Origin of the sequence: Agaribacter marinus (assembly GCF_030160655.1) — a bacterium.
Lineage (GTDB): Bacteria > Pseudomonadota > Gammaproteobacteria > Enterobacterales > Alteromonadaceae > Glaciecola > Glaciecola marina.
The window spans coordinates 117,941-137,195 of sequence record NZ_BSOT01000019.1 but is presented as its reverse complement, the minus strand read 5'-3'; the positions used below and the strand labels follow the sequence as shown (position 1 = coordinate 137,195).

At 41.6% G+C, this 19,255-nt stretch carries 16 protein-coding genes; 11 read left to right on the top strand and 5 right to left on the bottom strand.

All coding sequences use genetic code 11. The features are described 5' to 3' along the window. Positions 1 to 47: 47 nt before the first annotated feature. Both tgt and queA read right to left on the bottom strand, forming a co-directional pair. Complete coding sequence (tgt, locus tag QQK00_RS19395) at positions 48 to 1,163, bottom strand: tRNA guanosine(34) transglycosylase Tgt (RefSeq protein ID WP_284219353.1); 1,116 nt, start codon at positions 1,161 to 1,163, stop codon at positions 48 to 50. Between the two features lie 167 nt (positions 1,164 to 1,330). Then, a complete protein-coding gene (gene queA, locus QQK00_RS19390) occupies positions 1,331 to 2,362 on the bottom strand; it encodes a tRNA preQ1(34) S-adenosylmethionine ribosyltransferase-isomerase QueA (RefSeq protein WP_284219352.1) in 1,032 nt (343 codons plus the stop codon). 278 nt (positions 2,363 to 2,640) lie between these two features. Here queA and QQK00_RS19385 point away from each other — a divergent pair, with 278 nt between their 5' ends. Together QQK00_RS19385 and QQK00_RS19380 are read left to right on the top strand one after the other, a co-directional pair. Then, the gene (locus tag QQK00_RS19385) at positions 2,641 to 3,696 is read left to right on the top strand and encodes a potassium channel family protein (protein ID WP_284219351.1); all 1,056 of its coding nucleotides are present in this window, start codon (positions 2,641 to 2,643) and stop codon (positions 3,694 to 3,696) included. Positions 3,697 to 3,816: 120 nt separating this feature from the next. Then, positions 3,817 to 4,533 carry a VC0807 family protein gene (locus tag QQK00_RS19380; protein ID WP_284219350.1) on the top strand — a complete coding sequence of 239 codons (717 nt, stop codon included), beginning with the start codon at positions 3,817 to 3,819 and terminating at the stop codon, positions 4,531 to 4,533. Between the two features lie 19 nt (positions 4,534 to 4,552). Here the strand turns inward: QQK00_RS19380 and QQK00_RS19375 are convergent, their stop codons facing one another. Next, positions 4,553 to 5,935 carry an alkaline phosphatase gene (locus QQK00_RS19375; protein WP_284219349.1) on the bottom strand — a complete coding sequence of 461 codons (1,383 nt, stop codon included), beginning with the start codon at positions 5,933 to 5,935 and terminating at the stop codon, positions 4,553 to 4,555. Positions 5,936 to 6,341: 406 nt separating this feature from the next. Between QQK00_RS19375 and QQK00_RS19370 the strand changes: the two genes are divergently transcribed. From QQK00_RS19370 to QQK00_RS19345, 6 genes are all read left to right on the top strand, one after another. Continuing rightward, positions 6,342 to 7,283, top strand: coding sequence for a LysR family transcriptional regulator (locus tag QQK00_RS19370; RefSeq protein ID WP_284219347.1), 942 nt, complete (start codon positions 6,342 to 6,344; stop codon positions 7,281 to 7,283). A gap of 282 nt (positions 7,284 to 7,565) precedes the next feature. Beyond that, positions 7,566 to 9,134 (top strand): 2-isopropylmalate synthase, encoded by a 1,569-nt coding sequence (leuA, locus tag QQK00_RS19365; RefSeq protein ID WP_284219346.1) that lies wholly within the window; start codon positions 7,566 to 7,568, stop codon positions 9,132 to 9,134. Positions 9,135 to 9,138: 4 nt separating this feature from the next. Beyond that, positions 9,139 to 10,233: a 3-isopropylmalate dehydrogenase gene (gene leuB, locus QQK00_RS19360; RefSeq protein ID WP_284219345.1), complete on the top strand. Its 1,095-nt coding sequence runs from the start codon at positions 9,139 to 9,141 to the stop codon at positions 10,231 to 10,233. Positions 10,234 to 10,236: 3 nt separating this feature from the next. Further along, positions 10,237 to 11,643, top strand: a complete 1,407-nt coding sequence (leuC, locus tag QQK00_RS19355) for a 3-isopropylmalate dehydratase large subunit (protein WP_284219344.1) — start codon at positions 10,237 to 10,239, stop codon at positions 11,641 to 11,643. Further along, on the top strand, positions 11,640 to 12,239 hold the full coding sequence (gene leuD, locus QQK00_RS19350) for a 3-isopropylmalate dehydratase small subunit (RefSeq protein WP_284219343.1): 600 nt from the start codon (positions 11,640 to 11,642) through the stop codon (positions 12,237 to 12,239). The genes leuC and leuD overlap by 4 nt, the downstream gene beginning before the upstream one ends. Before the next feature lie 103 nt (positions 12,240 to 12,342). Next, on the top strand, positions 12,343 to 13,569 hold the full coding sequence (locus tag QQK00_RS19345) for a cyclic di-GMP phosphodiesterase (RefSeq protein WP_284219342.1): 1,227 nt from the start codon (positions 12,343 to 12,345) through the stop codon (positions 13,567 to 13,569). A 96-nt stretch (positions 13,570 to 13,665) separates the two neighbouring features. Here the strand turns inward: QQK00_RS19345 and QQK00_RS19340 are convergent, their stop codons facing one another. Both QQK00_RS19340 and QQK00_RS19335 read right to left on the bottom strand, forming a co-directional pair. After that, a complete protein-coding gene (locus tag QQK00_RS19340; RefSeq protein ID WP_284219341.1) occupies positions 13,666 to 15,042 on the bottom strand; it encodes a general secretion pathway protein GspB in 1,377 nt (458 codons plus the stop codon). Then, on the bottom strand, positions 15,035 to 15,946 hold the full coding sequence (locus QQK00_RS19335; RefSeq protein ID WP_284219340.1) for an ExeA family protein: 912 nt from the start codon (positions 15,944 to 15,946) through the stop codon (positions 15,035 to 15,037). Before QQK00_RS19335 ends, QQK00_RS19340 begins: the two co-directional genes overlap by 8 nt. Before the next feature lie 131 nt (positions 15,947 to 16,077). On the opposite strand from QQK00_RS19335, the gene QQK00_RS19330 reads away from it, so the two are divergent. The 3 genes from QQK00_RS19330 to rdgB all read left to right on the top strand — a co-directional run bounded on the left by QQK00_RS19330 (position 16,078) and on the right by rdgB (position 19,254). Further along, on the top strand, positions 16,078 to 17,322 hold the full coding sequence (locus QQK00_RS19330; RefSeq protein WP_284219338.1) for a multifunctional CCA addition/repair protein: 1,245 nt from the start codon (positions 16,078 to 16,080) through the stop codon (positions 17,320 to 17,322). A 103-nt stretch (positions 17,323 to 17,425) separates the two neighbouring features. Then, complete coding sequence (srmB, locus tag QQK00_RS19325; RefSeq protein WP_284219337.1) at positions 17,426 to 18,655, top strand: ATP-dependent RNA helicase SrmB; 1,230 nt, start codon at positions 17,426 to 17,428, stop codon at positions 18,653 to 18,655. Then, positions 18,655 to 19,254 (top strand): RdgB/HAM1 family non-canonical purine NTP pyrophosphatase, encoded by a 600-nt coding sequence (rdgB, locus tag QQK00_RS19320; RefSeq protein ID WP_284219336.1) that lies wholly within the window; start codon positions 18,655 to 18,657, stop codon positions 19,252 to 19,254. Before srmB ends, rdgB begins: the two co-directional genes overlap by 1 nt. Position 19,255 lies beyond the last annotated feature (1 nt).

The following is a 19,255-nucleotide window of genomic DNA, read 5'->3' as shown; positions in this document are numbered from 1 at the left end:
AATGTCCTTTTATTAATTATTTTATCTAAACTACTATTATCTGTTAGCTAATCTAACTCAGGGACTGGAAGCCCTTTTTTAGCGTAAAAATCAGCAACAAAATCGTCTAAGCGATTTTGTTCAATCGCGTCTCTTAAACCTTCCATAACAATTTGATAGTACCGTAAATTATGGATAGTATTTAAACGCGCGCCGAGTATCTCGTTACACTTGTCTAAGTGATGTAAATATGACCGAGAATAGTTTTTACAAGTGTAACAATCACAATTTTCATCTAATGGCGAGGTATCTCTCTTATGCCTAGCATTACGAATTTTAATGACACCCTCGGTGACAAATAAATGTCCGTTTCGTGCGTTTCGTGTAGGCATTACGCAGTCAAACATATCAATCCCACGCCTGACCGACTCAACAATGTCTTCAGGTTTTCCTACACCCATTAAATAGCGAGGTTTGTCAGGGTTTATTTTTGGCGCGGTGTATTTCACAATGCGCATCATATCTTCTTTCGGTTCGCCAACTGAAAGACCACCAATCGCATACCCGTCAAAATCAATATTTTCTAAACCAGCCAAAGACTCATCACGCAAGTCTTCATACATTCCGCCTTGAATAATTCCAAACAGGGCAGATGCATTGCCACTATGTGCTTCTTTACTGCGCTTAGCCCAACGGAGCGATAGTTGCATTGATACTCTTGCTTCATCTTTTGTCGCAGGAAAAGGCGTACATTCATCAAAGATCATGACAATGTCTGAACCCAAATCGCGTTGCACTTCCATTGACCTTTCTGGTGTTAACAAAATCTTTTCACCATTAATGGGTGAACGAAAAGTAACACCTTCTTCACTGATTTTACGCAAATCACCTAAGGAAAAGACCTGAAAACCACCAGAGTCCGTAAGGATTGGCTTATCCCAATGCATAAAATCATGCAGATCACCGTGCGCTTGAATAATTTCAGTACCGGGGCGAAGCATTAAATGAAAGGTATTGCCTAAACAAATATGAGCGCCCGTTTCATCAAGCTCCTCGGGCGTCATACCTTTTACCGTACCATAAGTACCAACGGGCATGAATGCGGGTGTCTCTACCACGCCTCGCTCAAACACTAACTGCCCTCTGCGAGCGAAGCCATCGGTATTAAGTAAATTAAACTTCATTGAAAACTCTTCAGTATGTGTATTTCACTACTGCGCAATACAACAATAATAAACGCGCAGCAAAAATGTTCATTTCAAAATAGCGCGAAAGTATACCAAACCTAATACTGATATGGCACTGGCAGACTATTATTTATTAACTAGATCTTCTTTTTAACAATACATCTTCACGCTTTATTGATGAACATGGCATCACCATAGCTAAAAAATCGATATTCTTGTGCAATCGCGTGTTTATATGCAGACAGCACATTGTCGCGCCCGGCAAAGGCACTTATCAACATAATAAGCGTTGACTGTGGCAAGTGGAAATTCGTCAACATTGCGTCAATGACTTTGAAGTTGAAACCTGGATAAATAAAAATACTGGTATCTGATAGAAACTTGGAAATTAGTTCGTCACTAGCACGCGCGGCTGATTCTATTGAACGAACAGACGTTGTACCTACGGCAATTACGCGTTTGTTATTTCGCTTGGTCAGTTTAACCAGTTCAACGACGTCTTGAGTCACTTCGGCATATTCTGAATGCATATGATGTTCTTCAATGTTATCGACTCGAACAGGCTGAAAAGTGCCCGCACCAACATGTAAGGTAACAAAAGCGATATTCACGCCTTTTTCTTTGAGGGCATTTAATATTTCGTCGTCAAAATGCAAACCCGCCGTTGGGGCCGCTACTGCTCCAGGTTTTTTATTGTAAACCGTTTGGTAACGCTCTTTGTCTCCATCTTCATCAGGCCTATCAATGTAGGGAGGGAGCGGCATATGTCCATATTTTTCGAGTAAGTCAAAAATATTTTCGTCGGCTTCAAAAGCCAAATGAAATAACTCACCTTGTCGCGCAAGCATTTTGGCGACTAAACCACCTTCAAGCGTAATTAAACTACCTGCCTTTGGCGATTTACTGGCCTTTATATGCGCCAATACGGTGTTGTCACTCAACACCCGTTCCAGCATAACCTCTACCTTTCCCCCCGTTTCTTTTTGTCCAAATAAACGCGCAGGTATCACCCGAGTATTATTAAAAACAAGTAAGTCACCTGGCTCAATTAATTCAAGGATATCTGTAAATTGCCTATCTACTGTAGTGCCAGACTTACCATCGAGGTGCAACATTCTAGAGGCCGTACGTGTATTTGCTGGGTATTTTGCGATGAGAGTTTCGGGTAAATCAAAATCAAAATCAGTGACTTTCATGTAAGCTCAATCAATAAAATTAAATTCAAACAGGTATCATAAAAAATACGTAACAACATTTGCCGATACCCAGTATTTGCTGACCATTATACAGAACTTCACTATGATGATGATTAGAAATTTTGACCTCTCCCATTTCACTATTTCTTATTTTCATTCCTTGTGTTGTCCCTTTGCCCGGCAGTTTTGTCGGGCTTTTTATACCGTATTTCAGTTATTTACATTTTTACAATCATCGGTATGATTTGTAGATATCAAAAATAACAATCATGTATGCAATGCTGCTTTGGCCTAACGTTAAAAAAATAATGCTGAGATACTTCACGCAACTTAAGTGGTACACCCTCTTAATGATGCTTGCAGTGTATTCAGTTAGCACATGGAGTTTGCTGTTTGTAGCAGGTGAATCTGCCCTTCTTGGATTCGCGGATTTTTTCTACTGGTTAATAGTGACAGGCTCAACGGTAGGCTATGGCGATATGTCCCCTACTACAGATGCCGGAAAATGGATAGTATCGCTATATGTCATTCCTGCCGGCTTGAGTATATTCGCTTTAGTCGTTGGGCGAGTAGCAAGTTGGTTGAGTCAACAATGGAAAAAAGGAGCACGAGGTATGCACTCTTTGAATGTTAGTAATCACGTTTTATTAATTGGTTGGAATGGTAAACGCACAGAGCAACTTCTAAAATTGTTACTCATTGAACGTGAGGATGTACCAGGCACACCTGACATTGTGCTGTGTGTGCGAGCCGACATAGAAAACCCCATGCCAGGTGAAATATCGTTCGTTAAGGTAGATTCTTTTAACCAAGATGCCGACATGGATAGAGCGTGTGTGGACAGTGCATCAGTCATCATTATCGATAACCCTCATGACGATATGACCATGACAACGTCACTTTATTGTTCTAAACGAAATCCAGAAGCACATAAAGTCTCGTATTTTGATGACGAAAGTCTTGTCGGGCTTTTAAAGCAACACTGTCCAGAAATTGAATGTACGCCAAGTGTTGCGGTAGAAATGTTGGCTAAATCTGCGTTTGACCCGGGCTCAAGCCTACTTCATCATGACTTATTGGATGTTTATGAAGGCCAAGCACAATTTTCAGCAACTATCCCATCTGAAGTGACTGCCATAACGGCAGGTATACTGTTTGATGTCCTAAAGAAAACGTATGACGCCACTTTCATTGGTTTCGCTGCAGAGGAAAACAAACAAAAAATTGCTGTAAACCCCCCTATCAGTTCAACCCTAAAAGGTAGGGACAAAATTTTTTATATCGCCGACAAACGAATTAATAACATTGATTGGACATCGATTGCTAAGCATTAGTGAAGTAAGAAAAACATTATTGTTTACAAATAAGTATACCTATCTATAAATTTAGCCTATGGACTGGTATCGAAATTCGCGTACACTCGTCATCTACTTTTACGGATACAGTTTTATTAAATGAGTAGTACAGAAATAGACCAATCATCAAAGAAACCAGCGCAACAACAAGGCTTCTTCGGCAACTTAATTTTCAATATTGCCGTTCCTGTCCTCATCATGAGCTATTTAGCCAGTGATGAATACCTTGGCCCAATGTGGAGTGTTGTTGCCGCTCTCGCTTTCCCTTTAGGCTACGGTTTATATGATCTAAAACAAAGTAAAAAGATAAATGCTTTCTCGGTGCTAGGCGTCATCAGTGTGCTATTAACTGGTGGGATATCGCTGTTGAAACTGCCGGCTGAATACATGGCGATAAAAGAAGCCAGTATCCCTGCAATATTAGGCATTGCGGTTTTACTTACTCAGTTCAGTAAAAAGCCCTTAGTTAAAATCATGATTTTGAACGATCAAATAGTAAATTGGGAAAAGCTCAATTCTAGCTTATCAGAAAAGAACTCACACGCAGAATTCGGACAGAAAATTGCAGTTAGTAGCTATATTGTGGCGAGTTCTTTTTTCCTATCCGCTGGTCTCAATTATTTTTTGGCAAAGTGGATACTGGTATCAGAACCAGGGACAACCGCCTACACAGAAGAGTTAGGCAGAATGACCGCATTAAGTTATCCAGTGATTGTCATACCAAGCATGATTCTATTGGTTGGCGCGCTCATCTACTTGTTTAAACAAATCGGCAAGTGCACAGGTGAGCCAATAGAAACGTTCCTGCATCAATAAACTAGTCCCCAAAAGCATGCTATTGCGCATGCTTTTCATCTAAAAGTTCAAAAATCTTCGTCGCAATATCGATGTTATTTAGTTGACCTCTAAAGCGTTCAATTTGCGCGCCTACACCAAACACGTAAACATCTTCCGCAGTATGTCCGTCAGTTGTCCACCCCGTGTTACTTCGCTTGTCTAAGATACGCTTAACGATGCTTTCGACATCACGTGCTGGTGATTCTGAGGTAATCAACGACAATAAATTTTGTTCATCGTTATTTAATTCAAAACCTAATTGCGTTTGAAGATATGAGGTTTTGTCATCCGCCGTTTTTAAGCCAGAAGCAATCGTAACTGGTGATGCCTTTACGCCTTTCAACCATATAGGATCCCATCGGTACTCACCGCTGGCACCTACCGTTAATCCACCTGTACTATGATCTGCCGTAATAACCACTAATGTATCCGGATGTTTTTCGACATACGCGCGTAGCAGTTCAACTGTTTTGCTGAAATCGTACATTTCAGCCATTGCACCAGCAATATCGTTCGCATGTCCCGCCCAATCCACTTGGCTTGCCTCAACAAGCAAGAAAAAGCCGGTATCGCTAGTCATGTAATCAAGCGCGGATGAAGTCATGGTCGTCAATCGAGTTGGATCATCCGAATCTAACGCCCACGGCATTTCGAAGCTTGCAAACAAACCGAGTACCGGTGCTTTGTTACTAATAGAGGGTAATTGCTCAAGCGCATCAAGGTATTGAAAACCTTCGTTAATAAATTCGTTTACGATGTGCCGGTCTTCACGGATAAAATTGAGCGTACCTGCACCCAACATTAGATCTGCAACGAACTTATCATCAATTCGCGTATCAAATACACTATCTGCTAGTGCGTCATAATTCTTACGATATTCATTGGCTACCATATAAGATGCAGGCGTTGCATGAATGATTGAAGATGTAACAACTACACCTGTTTTCATGCCATACCGTTTAGCTCTATGCATGACCGTTTCAACAGCTTGTTTGTTTACGTCAACGCCCACCGCACCGTTATACGTCTTAACACCAGATGCTAAGGCTGTTGCTGATGCCGCAGAGTCGGTAACAAACCCAGACACTTTTGCAGGATAAGTACGCGCCGTTCCAACTAAAATATCATCTAACACAGTGGATTCAACGTCTTCCGTCTCTGGGTTATCCATGTAATATCTAAACGCAGGTATATAAGCTGGCCCCATACCGTCTGCAACCACCATGATAATGTTTTTTGGCAACCCGGTTTCTATTGCAGTATTTTCAAGCTCATTTCCCATTTTTTTTACTATTGCGTCGCTGTTATTCGATGCACAACCCGCTAACAATAACGGTAAGGTGACACTTAATGCGCACATTCCTTTTATTATAATTTGCATAAAACTCTCTTTAGTAAATGTTGAGCTAACCACAATATGCAATTGCCTATAAGTGGTTTACCTTATATTTATACAGGCCTTTTGCGCACTGACAATTTTGCGCATTGATTATACACTGCCAAAAAAATCACACATTTCATTTTTCAATGTAAAAGTAAATTTTTATACTTTCTGGCACAAATGGCATCAATAACTCATATTTATATTAAGACTCAGATATATTCAATTTAAATTGAATAGCTTATTTCAAGTTCACCATAAAAAATAAGTTTATTAATATATATCAATAAATTAAACAGATCACACCCCATTCACGACATTGATTAAACTGCTACTAATTATCCAAAATAGTTATATAATTATGCACATACATTGCGCATCTACGCTGCAATCTGAGGAAATCGTATTGAATATCGCCAAAATTGACTTAAATCTTCTGGTTTATTTGGACGTGCTGTTACGAGAAGGCAGCGTGACAAAAGCAGCAAACCAACTAAGTATTACACAACCAGCTATGAGTAACGGGCTAAAACGCTTAAGAGATTTGTTTAAAGATCCATTGTTAGTGCGAACAAGCGATGGTATGACGCCTACCAAACGCGCGATAGAGTTACAACCTGTTATACGCGACGTGTTAAGTAAACTAGAATCATCAATTCAACCTGAAATAGAATTCGATCCAGCCACTAGCACACGCACTTTTAGGATTATGACAAGTGATTATGCTGAATCAACATTACTATTGGAGCTAATTGGTCGTTTAGCAGAGTTTGCACCGAGTATTACACTCGATTTGATTACACCAAGCGACGTAACGTTTCATGATGTTGAGCAAGGCAAAGTGGATATGGCGATTAATCGTTTTGACGAATTGCCCTTATCATTCCATCAAAAAGTCATTTGGTACGACACATTCTCATGTGTTGTTGCGGCGTCTCACCCAGATAAAGATAATTTCACCTTAGATGCCTATTTGCGAGGACAACATATTTGGGTGAGTAAAACTGGTTTCGGTGTTGGCGTTGGTATAGATCCAAACGAAGTACAAAAGCTCGGTTGGGTTGATGCAGAATTGATAAAACTCGGAAAGCAGCGAAATATACGTGTATTCACAAGACACTATCATGCGGCGCTGCAACTCGCTAAATCTCAAAACCATATAGCAACGTTACCAAGTAAAGCAGCAAAAATTTTTAAAGATGATCCTGCCATTGCAGTTGTCGAACCGCCATTTGACATTCCCCCCATTGCATTAAAAATGGCTTGGAGCGCATTACTTCACCATGACGCAGGTCATGTCTGGTTGCGTCGTTTAATTACTGAAGTTGGCGTTGAAATGCAAAGCTAATTTAGCAGATAAACGCTACATGGAGAAAATATTCATAAGAAATTAAATAAAAATGCATGATAAGTGTTGACCAGACTGGTAAACCAGATTACATTTGTGCGCATATTCATAAGCGCATAGCAAATTAACGAAATTACGAAAATGATAGTTTTCAACTTTTCACTTCTGCTTCTACTCGGTCTGGCGAACAAATCGCACGGGTAGCGCTTACTTAAATTTTAGTAAAACCCGTGCATCGCACGGGTTTTTTTTTGAGCAAATAAAACATAAAAGGTGAGCAAAATGAGTGATAGAGTCATAATCTTTGACACTACATTAAGAGACGGCGAGCAAGCATTGCCCGCCAGTTTAAGCGTACGCGAAAAGCTGCAGATTGCTCTCATGCTCGAAAGGCTCGGTGTTGACGTAATTGAAGCAGGTTTTCCTGTATCATCTCCAGGTGATTTCGAATCAGTTCAGTTAATAGCTAAAGAAATCAAAAATTCTACTGTGTGTGGATTATCTAGAGCGCTTGTAAAAGACATTGATGCATGCGGTCAAGCCCTTGGCGTCGCCGAACAATTTAGAATCCATACATTTATCGCAACATCTGACATTCACGTTGGCACTAAGCTACGAAAGTCTCAAGATGAAGTCGTCGACATGGCAGTCAAGGCCATTCAACATGCAAAAAGATACACCGACGACGTCGAGTTTAGCTGTGAAGACGCAGGAAGAACGCATATCGACTATCTTTGCCGTATGGTCGAATCAGCAATAAATGCTGGTGCAACTACCGTCAATATTCCTGATACTGTAGGCTATACGATACCTTCAGAATTTGGCGGTATTATTCACCAGTTATTCAACAGAGTTCCCAATATTGATAAGGCCGTCATTTCTGTGCACTGCCATAATGACTTAGGGTTAGCTGTAGCAAATAGCTTGGCAGCAGTAGAGAACGGCGCAAGACAAGTAGAATGTACTATCAACGGCATTGGTGAACGTGCTGGTAACTGTTCATTAGAAGAAATCGTTATGGCAATGCGCACCCGTGAAAGTAAGCTAGGCTATCAAACTGGCATTAATCCACAAGAAATATCTAAGTCATCAAAGCTCGTCAGTCAACTTTGCAATATGCCTGTACAAGCAAACAAAGCAATTGTTGGAGCAAATGCGTTCAGCCACTCTTCTGGTATACACCAAGATGGCGTATTAAAAGGTCAGAACACATACGAGATCATGACGCCTGAAAGTGTCGGCATTAACAAAAACAATTTAAACCTTACGTCTCGCTCGGGTCGCCACGTTATTAAGCATAGATTGGGTGAACTAGGTTATGGTGCAGACGAATACGACTTAGAAGAAATTTACACGGCCTTTTTGAAGTTGGCAGATAAAAAAGGCCAAGTATTTGATTATGATTTAGAAGCACTATTGTTTTTTAATCAACAAAAACATGAAGATGCCTACTATAAACTAAGTTATCTACACGCTACAAGTGGACAAAAAATGATTCCCTCAGCCACCGTGACACTTGCCGTGGGTGATGACGAAATTACCGAATCAGCAGTAGGCAATGGTCCAGTAGATGCCGCATTCAACGCAATTATTCGAGCCATTAACGGTAAGTCAATTGATGGCGACGACTTAGCCGTCGTCGATTTTAAATTAGACTCAAAAGGTGAAGGTGCAGATGCATTGGCACAAGTCGGTGTTATCGCAGAATATAAGCATCGTCGTTTTCACGGTATTGGTCTCGCTACTGATATTGTGGAAGCCGGTGTTAAATCACTGATTTTTGTTCTAAACAATACATATTTGGCAGATCAAATTGATTTGCAAAAACAACACAAAGTTTCAGGAGTATAAACAAGTGGCGAGTTATAAAATCGCTGTGTTACCTGGGGACGGTATCGGCCCCGAAGTAATGCAAGAGGCAAATAAAGTATTAGATGCTGTTGCACAAAAGCACAACATATCTTTCGAACGCACGGAATTTGCTGTTGGCGGCTACGCAATTGATACGCAGGGAGAAGCACTTCCGGCAAGCACTCTTAAAGGGTGTGAAGAAGCGGATGCCATACTATTTGGTTCAATTGGTGGGCCAAAATGGGATGCATTGCCACTTGAGCAACGCCCTGAGCGAGCGGCTTTACTAACACTGCGCAGCCATTTCGACTTATTTAGTAATTTGCGCCCCGCGAAAATTTATAAAGGCCTAGCCCACTTGTCTCCATTACGGTTGGATATTGCTGAAAATGATGTTGATGTATTGGTGGTTCGCGAATTGACATCTGGCATTTATTTTGGGCAACCAAAAGGCTTAGATGGGGAAGGCGAAGAACAGAAAGCGTTTGATACCATGGTGTATTCAAAACGGGAAATTCGTCGTATTGCCCATTCAGCATTTAAAGCAGCTCAAAAACGCAAAGGCAAAGTCACCTCTGTAGATAAAGCAAATGTACTTGTATCCAGTCGCTTGTGGCGTGAAGTCGTTGAGGATGTTGCAAGCGAATATTCTGACGTAAGCCTTGAGCACATATACATTGACAATGCGGCTATGCAATTGATTGTGAATCCTGCGCAGTTTGATGTACTACTTTGCTCAAACTTATTTGGCGATATCTTGTCTGATGAATGTGCGATGATCACAGGCTCAATGGGCTTATTGCCATCGGCGAGTATCAATGGCGAGGGATTTGGTATGTATGAACCCGCAGGTGGATCTGCGCCTGATATTGCGGGACAAGGAATAGCGAACCCCATTGCTCAAATTCTATCTGCGTCAATGATGTTGCGATTCAGCCTTGGATTAGAAGAGGCGTCCAATACAATTGATGCTGCAGTAGTAAAGACATTAGAAGCAGGCATTTTAACTGGCGAACTATTGAGCGCAGATGAAAAGCAACACGCTAAATCTACTTCCGAAGTGGGTGATTATATTGTCCAACAAATTATAGAGGCATAAAATATGTCTAAAACATTATATGAAAAAGTCTTAGAACAACATATTGTTGACCAAGTTGGTGATGATCTATTGCTATATATTGACCGCCACCTCATCCATGAAGTGACGTCTCCACAAGCATTCGCTGGTTTAAACGAAAAAGGCCGTAAGGTACGTCGTCCAGATTTAACCTTTGGCACGATGGATCACAGTATATCGACAAAGTCCTTGGCCATTGACGCCTGTGGCCCACAAAATGCGCTGCAACTAAATACGCTAGCTACAAATTGCGCTCAACATCGTATTCAACTTTTCCCTGTCGGTCATAAAAACCAAGGAATTGTGCATGTCATGGGGCCAGAATTAGGGCTTATCCACCCCGGTATGACGGTAGTTTGTGGTGACTCTCATACAGCTACGCATGGCGCATTTGGTGCACTGGCATTTGGCATTGGTACATCACAAGTGGAACATGTATTTGCTACTCAGACCTTAAAACAAAGTCGTGCAAAAAGCATGCTTGTAAAAGTCGATGGTAAGCTTGGTTTAGGTGTAACAGCAAAAGACGTTATTCTGGCCATTATCGGTAAAATTGGCCACGCAGGTGCCACTGGACACGTGATTGAATATGCTGGCCAAGCAATACAATCGCTAAGCATGGAAGAACGCATGACCATATGCAATATGAGTATTGAAGCTGGCGCTAAAGCTGGTCTTATTGCCCCTGATACAACGACCATTGCATATATAAAGGGCCGTACTCATGCACCGGATGATACACACTGGGATGCTGCGGTAACATACTGGAAGTCTTTGTACTCTGATGCAGACGCAAGCTTTGATTCAGTTGTAGAATTACATGCAGATGATATTGCGCCACAAGTCACGTGGGGAACTAATCCCGGCCAAGTTATCGGCGTAGATTCCCCTATACCTGGACCTGAGAATTTTGACGATCCGATTGAAAAAGCATCGGCCGAAAAAGCGTTAGAATATATGGGTTTGAACTCAGGTCAGAAATTATCTGATGTAAGTGTTTCTCATGTATTTGTTGGCTCATGCACCAATGGTCGTATCGAGGACTTACGAGCGGCCGCTGAAGTGGCCAAAAAAGGGAAAGTTCAACCGAACGTTACCGCAATTATTGTCCCAGGCTCTGTATCGGTAAAAGCACAAGCTGAAGCCGAGTCTTTAGATAAGATATTCATCAATGCCGGGTTTGAATGGCGTTTGCCTGGATGTTCGATGTGTTTAGGAATGAATGACGATATTCTTCAGGCTGAAGACCGTTGTGCATCCACAAGTAACAGAAATTTCGAAGGTCGCCAAGGTCGCGGGGCTAGAACACACCTAGTTAGTCCTGAAATGGCTATTGCTGCGGCAATCACGGGTAAATTTACTGACGTAAGATCGTTAGGAGAAAGTGTATGAGTGGAATTAATGTTGTCAGTGGCCGTTTCGCGCCGTTAGACCAAGCAAACGTCGATACTGATCAAATTATACCTAAGCAATTTTTAACCGGTGTCACTCGTATTGGTTATGGTAAGCATTTATTCCATGACTGGCGTTACCTTGATACCCAAGAACAAGTACTTAACCCTGAATTTTCTCTGAACAAACCTGAATATCAAGGTGCCAATATTTTACTTACGCGCGAAAATTTTGGTTGTGGTTCAAGCCGTGAGCATGCCCCCTGGTCATTAGCGGACTACGGATTTACAGCCATCGTTGCCACAAGTTTTGCAGACATTTTTTACGGTAACTGTATTAACAACCAAATACTACCTGTTGCACTGAGTCAAGCAGACACCGATGCCTTGTTTGCGCTGGTAGAAAGTGATCCACAAGTAAACGTAACGATTGACTTACCCAATCAAACTGTTTTGGCAGCAGAACTGACGATAAGATTTGATATTGCTGAACAGCATAAAACTAACCTATTGAAGGGTTTAGATGCCATTGGGCAAACCCTAGAGTTGTCAGATAATATTTCGACTTTCGAACAATCTCGTCATGCATGGTTATAACTAAAATATTCCTTTAGTTGGGTTGTTTGTTGCCGATAAAAAGCTACAACAACCCAGTCTACCCAAAAGATACTTTGTGGGTACCAGATAACTAAAGTGAACAATGAAGCAAACGATTTCAATACAATCTTTAAAGACCGGTATGTATCTAATAAGGGTAGTAGAGGCTGAAGCACGCTTGCACGTCAAGCGCGAAGGTGTAATCAAGTCGCAAAGTACGATTGATAATTTGCAATCCAGAGGTGTAATTTCTGTTGAGATTGACCTGTCGAAAAGCGAATCAGAAAGCATCAACGATTTGGACATCGTAGATACAAAAAATCAAGATGCAGACACTGCGTCTATAAAGCCGAAACAAACAAATGCATCGAAACCTAAGATATTAAGTTTTGAAGAGCAACAACAACAACTCGCCGCGGCAGATAAACTCTATACTCAAGCTCGCTCAATTCAATCTAATTTTGTTAAATCATTGCGTAGTGGCAGTACCCCAGACTTAGATAAACTACATGATTTGACTCAAGATATTATTGACTCAGTGTTTGATAACCCTGAAGCCTTGTCTTGCCTAGTAATGTTAAAAGAAAGCAACGACTATTTAGTTCAACACAGTTTGAACTGCTCCATTTTGTTGAGCTTATTTGGCAAATATAAAGATTTGTCTGCAAGCGAAGTAGAAGATCTCACCTTTAGTGGACTGCTAATGGATATTGGTATGGCATTGTTGCCACCCGAATTGGCTACTAACAATCAAAAATTTAGTGAAGCCGATGTTGTGGTCATGCGCACGCATGTAGATATTGGTGTTGAAATACTTGAAAGGCATTCTGACTTTCCCGATATGATCTACGATGTGCTGAAACATCACCACGAGCGCATAGATGGCAGCGGCTATTTGAAAGGCTTATCAGGGCAAGAAATCAGCGTATTTGCACAAATGGCTGGAATTGTAGATACCTATGACGCGATGATAACCGCTCGGCCGTATAAGGGATCAGCTAGTTCACAATCTACATTAGAAGAAATGCTGGAAGACCCCTCATTTGATAAAGCTTTAGTAGAGGACTTTATAAAAGCAATAGGTTTGTATCCTGTCGGTTCTCTTGTCCATCTACAAAGTGGAAAATTAGCCATAGTGGCACAAGCAAATAGAAAAAACCCTTTAAAACCAAAGGTGATGTCATTCTATAGCATACGTGGTAAACACCACACTGAAATAAAAATCATTGATTTGAACAAAAGTTCTGAACGTATAAAAACGGCAGTACGTCCCGAAGAATTCGACCTTAATTTGCCCAAATTCTTCCGTACCGCACTTTATCCCAAATAAATGCTGATATGCGAAAGAGACACATCTATGGGGGTCTCTTTCGACAATCACTTATCAATTAATCACTTACCAACTATTCACTTACCAATTGACCACTTACCAATCACTCAAGGCATTCATCGAAAAACGTTCGCCTCTATATTCAAGAATAACTTTGTCAGACTGAATTTCAAAAATACGTAAACCATCAGTAATAAATTCGTTTTCTTGCCTACGCAAGCTATTTACTCTTACCCAACGGTCTTCAGGTTCAGATGCGAACATATGTGCACTAAAGCTCATTGACGGCAACACATTTTGAATATCTAACGGCAATTCATCTAAGCGTTGATAGCGCGTTGGTGTGGTAACTGATTGGCCATTTTGATTCGCACTACTTGGCGCTGGATTGTCATCCGATAAAAATGTATCACTCGGTAAAAAATTTGGATCATTTGGTAGTGGTTCAGATTCTTTAACCTCAGCGGCAGCTTCATTTACGCGACGCAGTAAATCTGAAAAAGTATCGGCGTTAGAAGCTTCATTTGGATTGTTGATGACTCTGCCACCCGTTTCTATCTCTATTCTATCGACGTCTGACAACACACCATTGTCATTTGCCTCTGCAACAGTAATACCAGATGAATTTTCTTCCTCGCCTTGATAACCAAGTACCCGTTCACCTGATTGCAGCGCGACACCATTTACGTATGTTACCGGTGCTTGTTCATCTATCGAGACCGCATTTTCATTTGTCTCGGAGTTACTATTGTTAGTACCAATTTCCTCTCGATTATTTTCACTACTTACCGCTAAAGGGTTTGTTTCATCATTTTCGCTCAATTGATTTACACTAGTCGTCTCGGTGTTAGGCAAAACGTCAGTATCACTCGTTGGCCCGTCATCTGAAGATATCGTAGATAGCTTGTTGCTCTGCCCTGTATTGGCGCTATTGCGATTTAAGGAAGTACTTTGCGGTGTATTTTGCGGTGTACTTTGCTCAACTTTTCCTGCACTAGCTAGCTGATCATTTGAGGTTTGCAACAGATTCACTAGTTTTGGTGATTGCATCACTAAAAAACCAAGAGAAAAGCCAAGTATAGCGAAAGCAGCTACAAAACTTATAGGTTTAGCATAAAGTTGAAATACTGACGGCATCTCTTCAATGGCAGGCATGAATAATGAATTGTGGAATTGTTGAGAGAGTTGGCGGTCAACTTGTTCAACTTGGCGGTCGTTGTCAATCAACCGACGGGTTGGTGTACTTTTTGGGTTTTGCGTTTTTATTGCAAGATCTTCAGCGTCATTATCAACAACCAGACTTTGTGAAAGATCCACTTCGACCGTGCTGACTCCCATCTCGGTTAAACCTTTTATCATCGCCTCAGATTTAACCAAACCAACACGTCTGATTTTTACTGGGCCATTTTGCTCAATAACCTGAGTAACCATCATTCCAGGGCGTAACTCGGCGACATTCATCTGCTTAAGCATAAAAACCTCCAACCACTAGGCCAATTGCCAAACAAACTAAAAATGCCTGAATGTAGTGTTTTTTCCACCCAACTTGCTGACGTTGAGTAACGATGTCATGCCCCAATACTTGGCAACTTGCCGAAATCATTACACGATGATCAACAAAAGGCCGTTGTAAGGAATATCCTAAACTTAGGCCTCTATCACACAACAAATTAATTACGCGAGGAATACCACCACTAATCGAGAATAAATGCTCAATGGCCGCTTTACTAAATAACTTTTGCCTACCATTTGCGACTGACAAACGATGTGTTACATACTGCCCCACCTCTTCTTTTGTTAACGGTAAGAGGTGATAACGCGCAGTAATACGCTGCGCCAATTGTCGAAGCTCATTACGACGCAATAGTTGTTGTAGTTCAGGCTGGCCAATTAAAACGACTTTAAGTAGCTTTTCTCGGTTAGTCTCTAGATTTGTCAGCAAACGCAATTGTTCTAATACTTCTGGGAGTAGATGCTGCGCTTCATCAATAATCAATACCGTATTAATGCCATTTTCATGGTTGTTGGCTAAGCGCTGTAAAATTCTATCAGTAAACGCTTTTAATGAAGCATGTGATTGGTCATATTGAATTCCGAGTTCATCACATACCGTTGCAAGCAATTCAAGCGCTGATAGTGTCGGGTTTAATATAACAGCGGTTTGAGTATCTTCAGACAATTCTTGCATTAGTTTTCGTGACACGGTGGTTTTACCTGTTCCCACTTCGCCCGTTAACATCACAAAACCACCGGATTCATGCAAACCATAGTTAAGGTGCGCCAATGCTTGTTGGTGTCGATTGCTCATGAATAAATATTCAGGGTTTGGCGCGATAGAAAATGGATTATCCGTCAACCCATAGTAGTTTAAATACACACTCTTACTTCTGTAATCTCCGTTGATTGGCTTAAGGTAACATGGCTGATATCGCTGTCAACAGAAGACAACTCAACACTGGCGTTGCATTTTGATACACTGTGTATTATTCAGAATTTATATAAAACGACATGCAAACATACTTAGTAGGTGGAGCAGTCAGAGACAAGTTGCTCGGTCGCGCGATAAAAGACAGGGACTACGTAGTGGTAGGCGCAACGACTGAAGAAATGTTGAGCAATGGATTTACCCAAGTTGGTAAAGACTTTCCTGTATTTTTACACCCCAAAACGAAAGAAGAATATGCCCTAGCCCGCACCGAGAGAAAATCTGGGCAAGGCTATACAGGTTTTACTTGTGATAGTTCCCCAAAAGTGACTTTAGAGGAGGACTTGCGCCGTCGTGACCTTACAATTAATGCAATGGCAATGGACGAAAAAGGCAACATCATTGATCCATTCAATGGCCAAGAAGATCTGAACGCTAGAACTTTACGGCATGTGTCAGATGCATTTTCTGAGGATCCGTTACGCGTACTAAGAACCGCAAGGTTTGCTGCACGATATGCTGATTATGGCTTTGCGATTCACAACACGACCTTATCAATGATGCGCGAATTAGTCACTTCAAGAGAGTTAGAGCACCTCAGCGCACCGCGTGTTTGGCAAGAAACAGCCTCAAGCCTAAAAGACAAACACCCTCATATATTTTTTACAATACTAAAATCTATCGATGGTCTGTCATACTGGTATAAGGAACTGGATAAATTATGGGGCATCCCAAATCCATCTCAATGGCATCCTGAAATAGACACTGGTGTACATACGATGATGGTGTTAGAAAAGGCAGTAGAATTTTCTGAAGCCCTCAGCGTGAGATTTGCAGCACTCGTGCATGATTTAGGGAAGGCGCTAACTGATACAACCAATTGGCCCTCACATCATGGCCATGACGATTTAGGCTTACCTGCAATCAAAGCCTTTAGTGAAAGATTAGCTGTGCCGAACGATTGTAAAGATCTCGCGTTATTGACCAGTGCCCACCATAGCGTTGTGCATCGCTTATATACAAAACAAGCAATAGAGGTGCTCAATGTATTAAATGGTGCTGACGCATGGCGCAAGCCCAAAAGATTTAAACAACTGCTACAAGTATGCGAAGCCGATTTTTTAGGCCGAAAGAACTTTGCCAATAGACCGTATCCACAAGCCGAGGACTTTTACGCTATCTATGAAAAATGCGCGCAAGTCATCGCAAAACCTTTTGTTGACAAGGGTTTAAAAGGCCTAGAAATAAAAGCCGCAATAGAATCTGAGCGCTTAACATTAATCGGTACTTTTTTATCAGAACGAGCCGAGAAAAATATCCTAAATTAAGGTACACTGCGCGCACAATTGCGGTGCTTTCGTCTGAATGACATCGACATAATACTTATCGACTAACGATCTTAAATGATCTCATAAAACAAGTGACTCATAAATGACTTTAACCTTTCCTGAACTAGAGCTTGACGACGACCTATGTCATGCCGTCGCTGACATGGGTTTTACTCATCCAACCAGTATCCAAGCCCTAGTGATACCGGAGGCATTGGAAGGTCGAGATATCATGGCCTGCGCGCCCACTGGCACAGGTAAAACACTCGCGTACTTACTTCCACTTTGTCAATTTTTATTAGATACCCCTAAAAATAGAGATAGTCAGTGTAGAGCACTTATTTTAGTACCAACAAGGGAACTTGCATTGCAAGTTCACGAACAGTGTAAGCGAGTTACTGCAAAATCTCACCTGAGTTCAGGTGTTATTACAGGCGGCATAAACTATGGTACAGACAAACAAACATTGGACGCCCGGCCTGACATCTTGGTCGCCACTCCCGGTCGCTTGTTCGAGCATATTGAAAAAGAAAGTTTAGATTGCCGTGATATCGAAAGCCTCGTGCTTGATGAAGCTGATCGAATGCTTGATATGGGTTTTTCAACCATTGTAAACCAAATTGCTTCGGAAGCCAGGTGGCGAAAGCAAAGTATGTTGTTTTCGGCAACCCTTGAAAGTATTGGTGTAAGAAAATTTGCAGACCAGTTATTAAACTCTCCAAAAGAAGTGACGACTAATCCCTCACGGAAAGAAAAAGCAAAAATTTTGCAGTGGTACTACTTGTGCGACAATTTAAGTCACAAAGATGCCATCATTAAGCACCTACTCACCCATTCAATAGAGTCATGCATTGTTTTCGTAAAAACGAGAGAACGCTTACATGCTTTACGCGACAAATTGTGGGCTGACTTCCCGCTTGTATGGTTGCAAGGCGAAATGCCGCAAGACAAACGCATGGCTGCGATGGAAAAGTTTAAATCTGGCGAGGTCAAAATATTACTGGCGACTGACGTAGCGGCACGAGGGATTGACGTAAAAGACGTTTCGCATGTGGTTAACTATGACATGCCACGCGGCGCAGATGTATATCTGCATCGCATTGGCCGCACAGGACGTGGCGGCGCTAAAGGCACTGCGATATCACTCGTAGAAGCCCACGATTATCAGTGGGTAGGTAAAATATCACGTTTTACCGGCGAGCCTTTAAAACCACGTATCATTGATGAACTTCGGCCAAAACATAAGGCCCCGACTATCGTAAAAAAACCAAAGAAAAAGAAAACTGCGGCAGAAAAAAAGCGCAAGACAAAGACTAAAGGCAAGCGTAAGTGATGAATTTTGATCAATTAGTACTCGCTTCTGGCAACAAAGGGAAAGTAGCTGAATTTAATAGCTTATTCGGTGAATATGGCATCAAAGTCACGCCACAGTCTGCCTTTGACATTCCTGATGTACCTGAAACGGGCACTACCTTTGTAGAGAACGCAATAATTAAAGCGCGGCATGCAGCCTCTCTAGCAAACATGCCAGCAATTGCAGATGATAGCGGTTTAGTTGTTGAAGCTTTACACGGTGCACCCGGCATTTATTCTGCGCGCTATGCTGGCGTGCATGGCGATAACGAAGCCAATAATGCAAAACTATTAAAGACACTTGATGGCATTGACAACCGTCAGGCTAAATTTTTGTGCGTTCTGGTATTTATGCGAAGTGCAGACGATCCTACGCCTATCATTTGTCAAGGTGAGTGGCACGGTAATATCACACAAGCGGCTTCTGGCTCAGGTGGGTTTGGCTACGATCCTGTTTTCTATGTACAGGAACACAATTGCACGGCTGCTGAGCTAGACAAATCAGTTAAGAATAGGGAAAGCCATCGTGGCAAAGCGCTGAAGCAGTTAATGCCTGCTATCCAGTCGCTACTGAAATAAA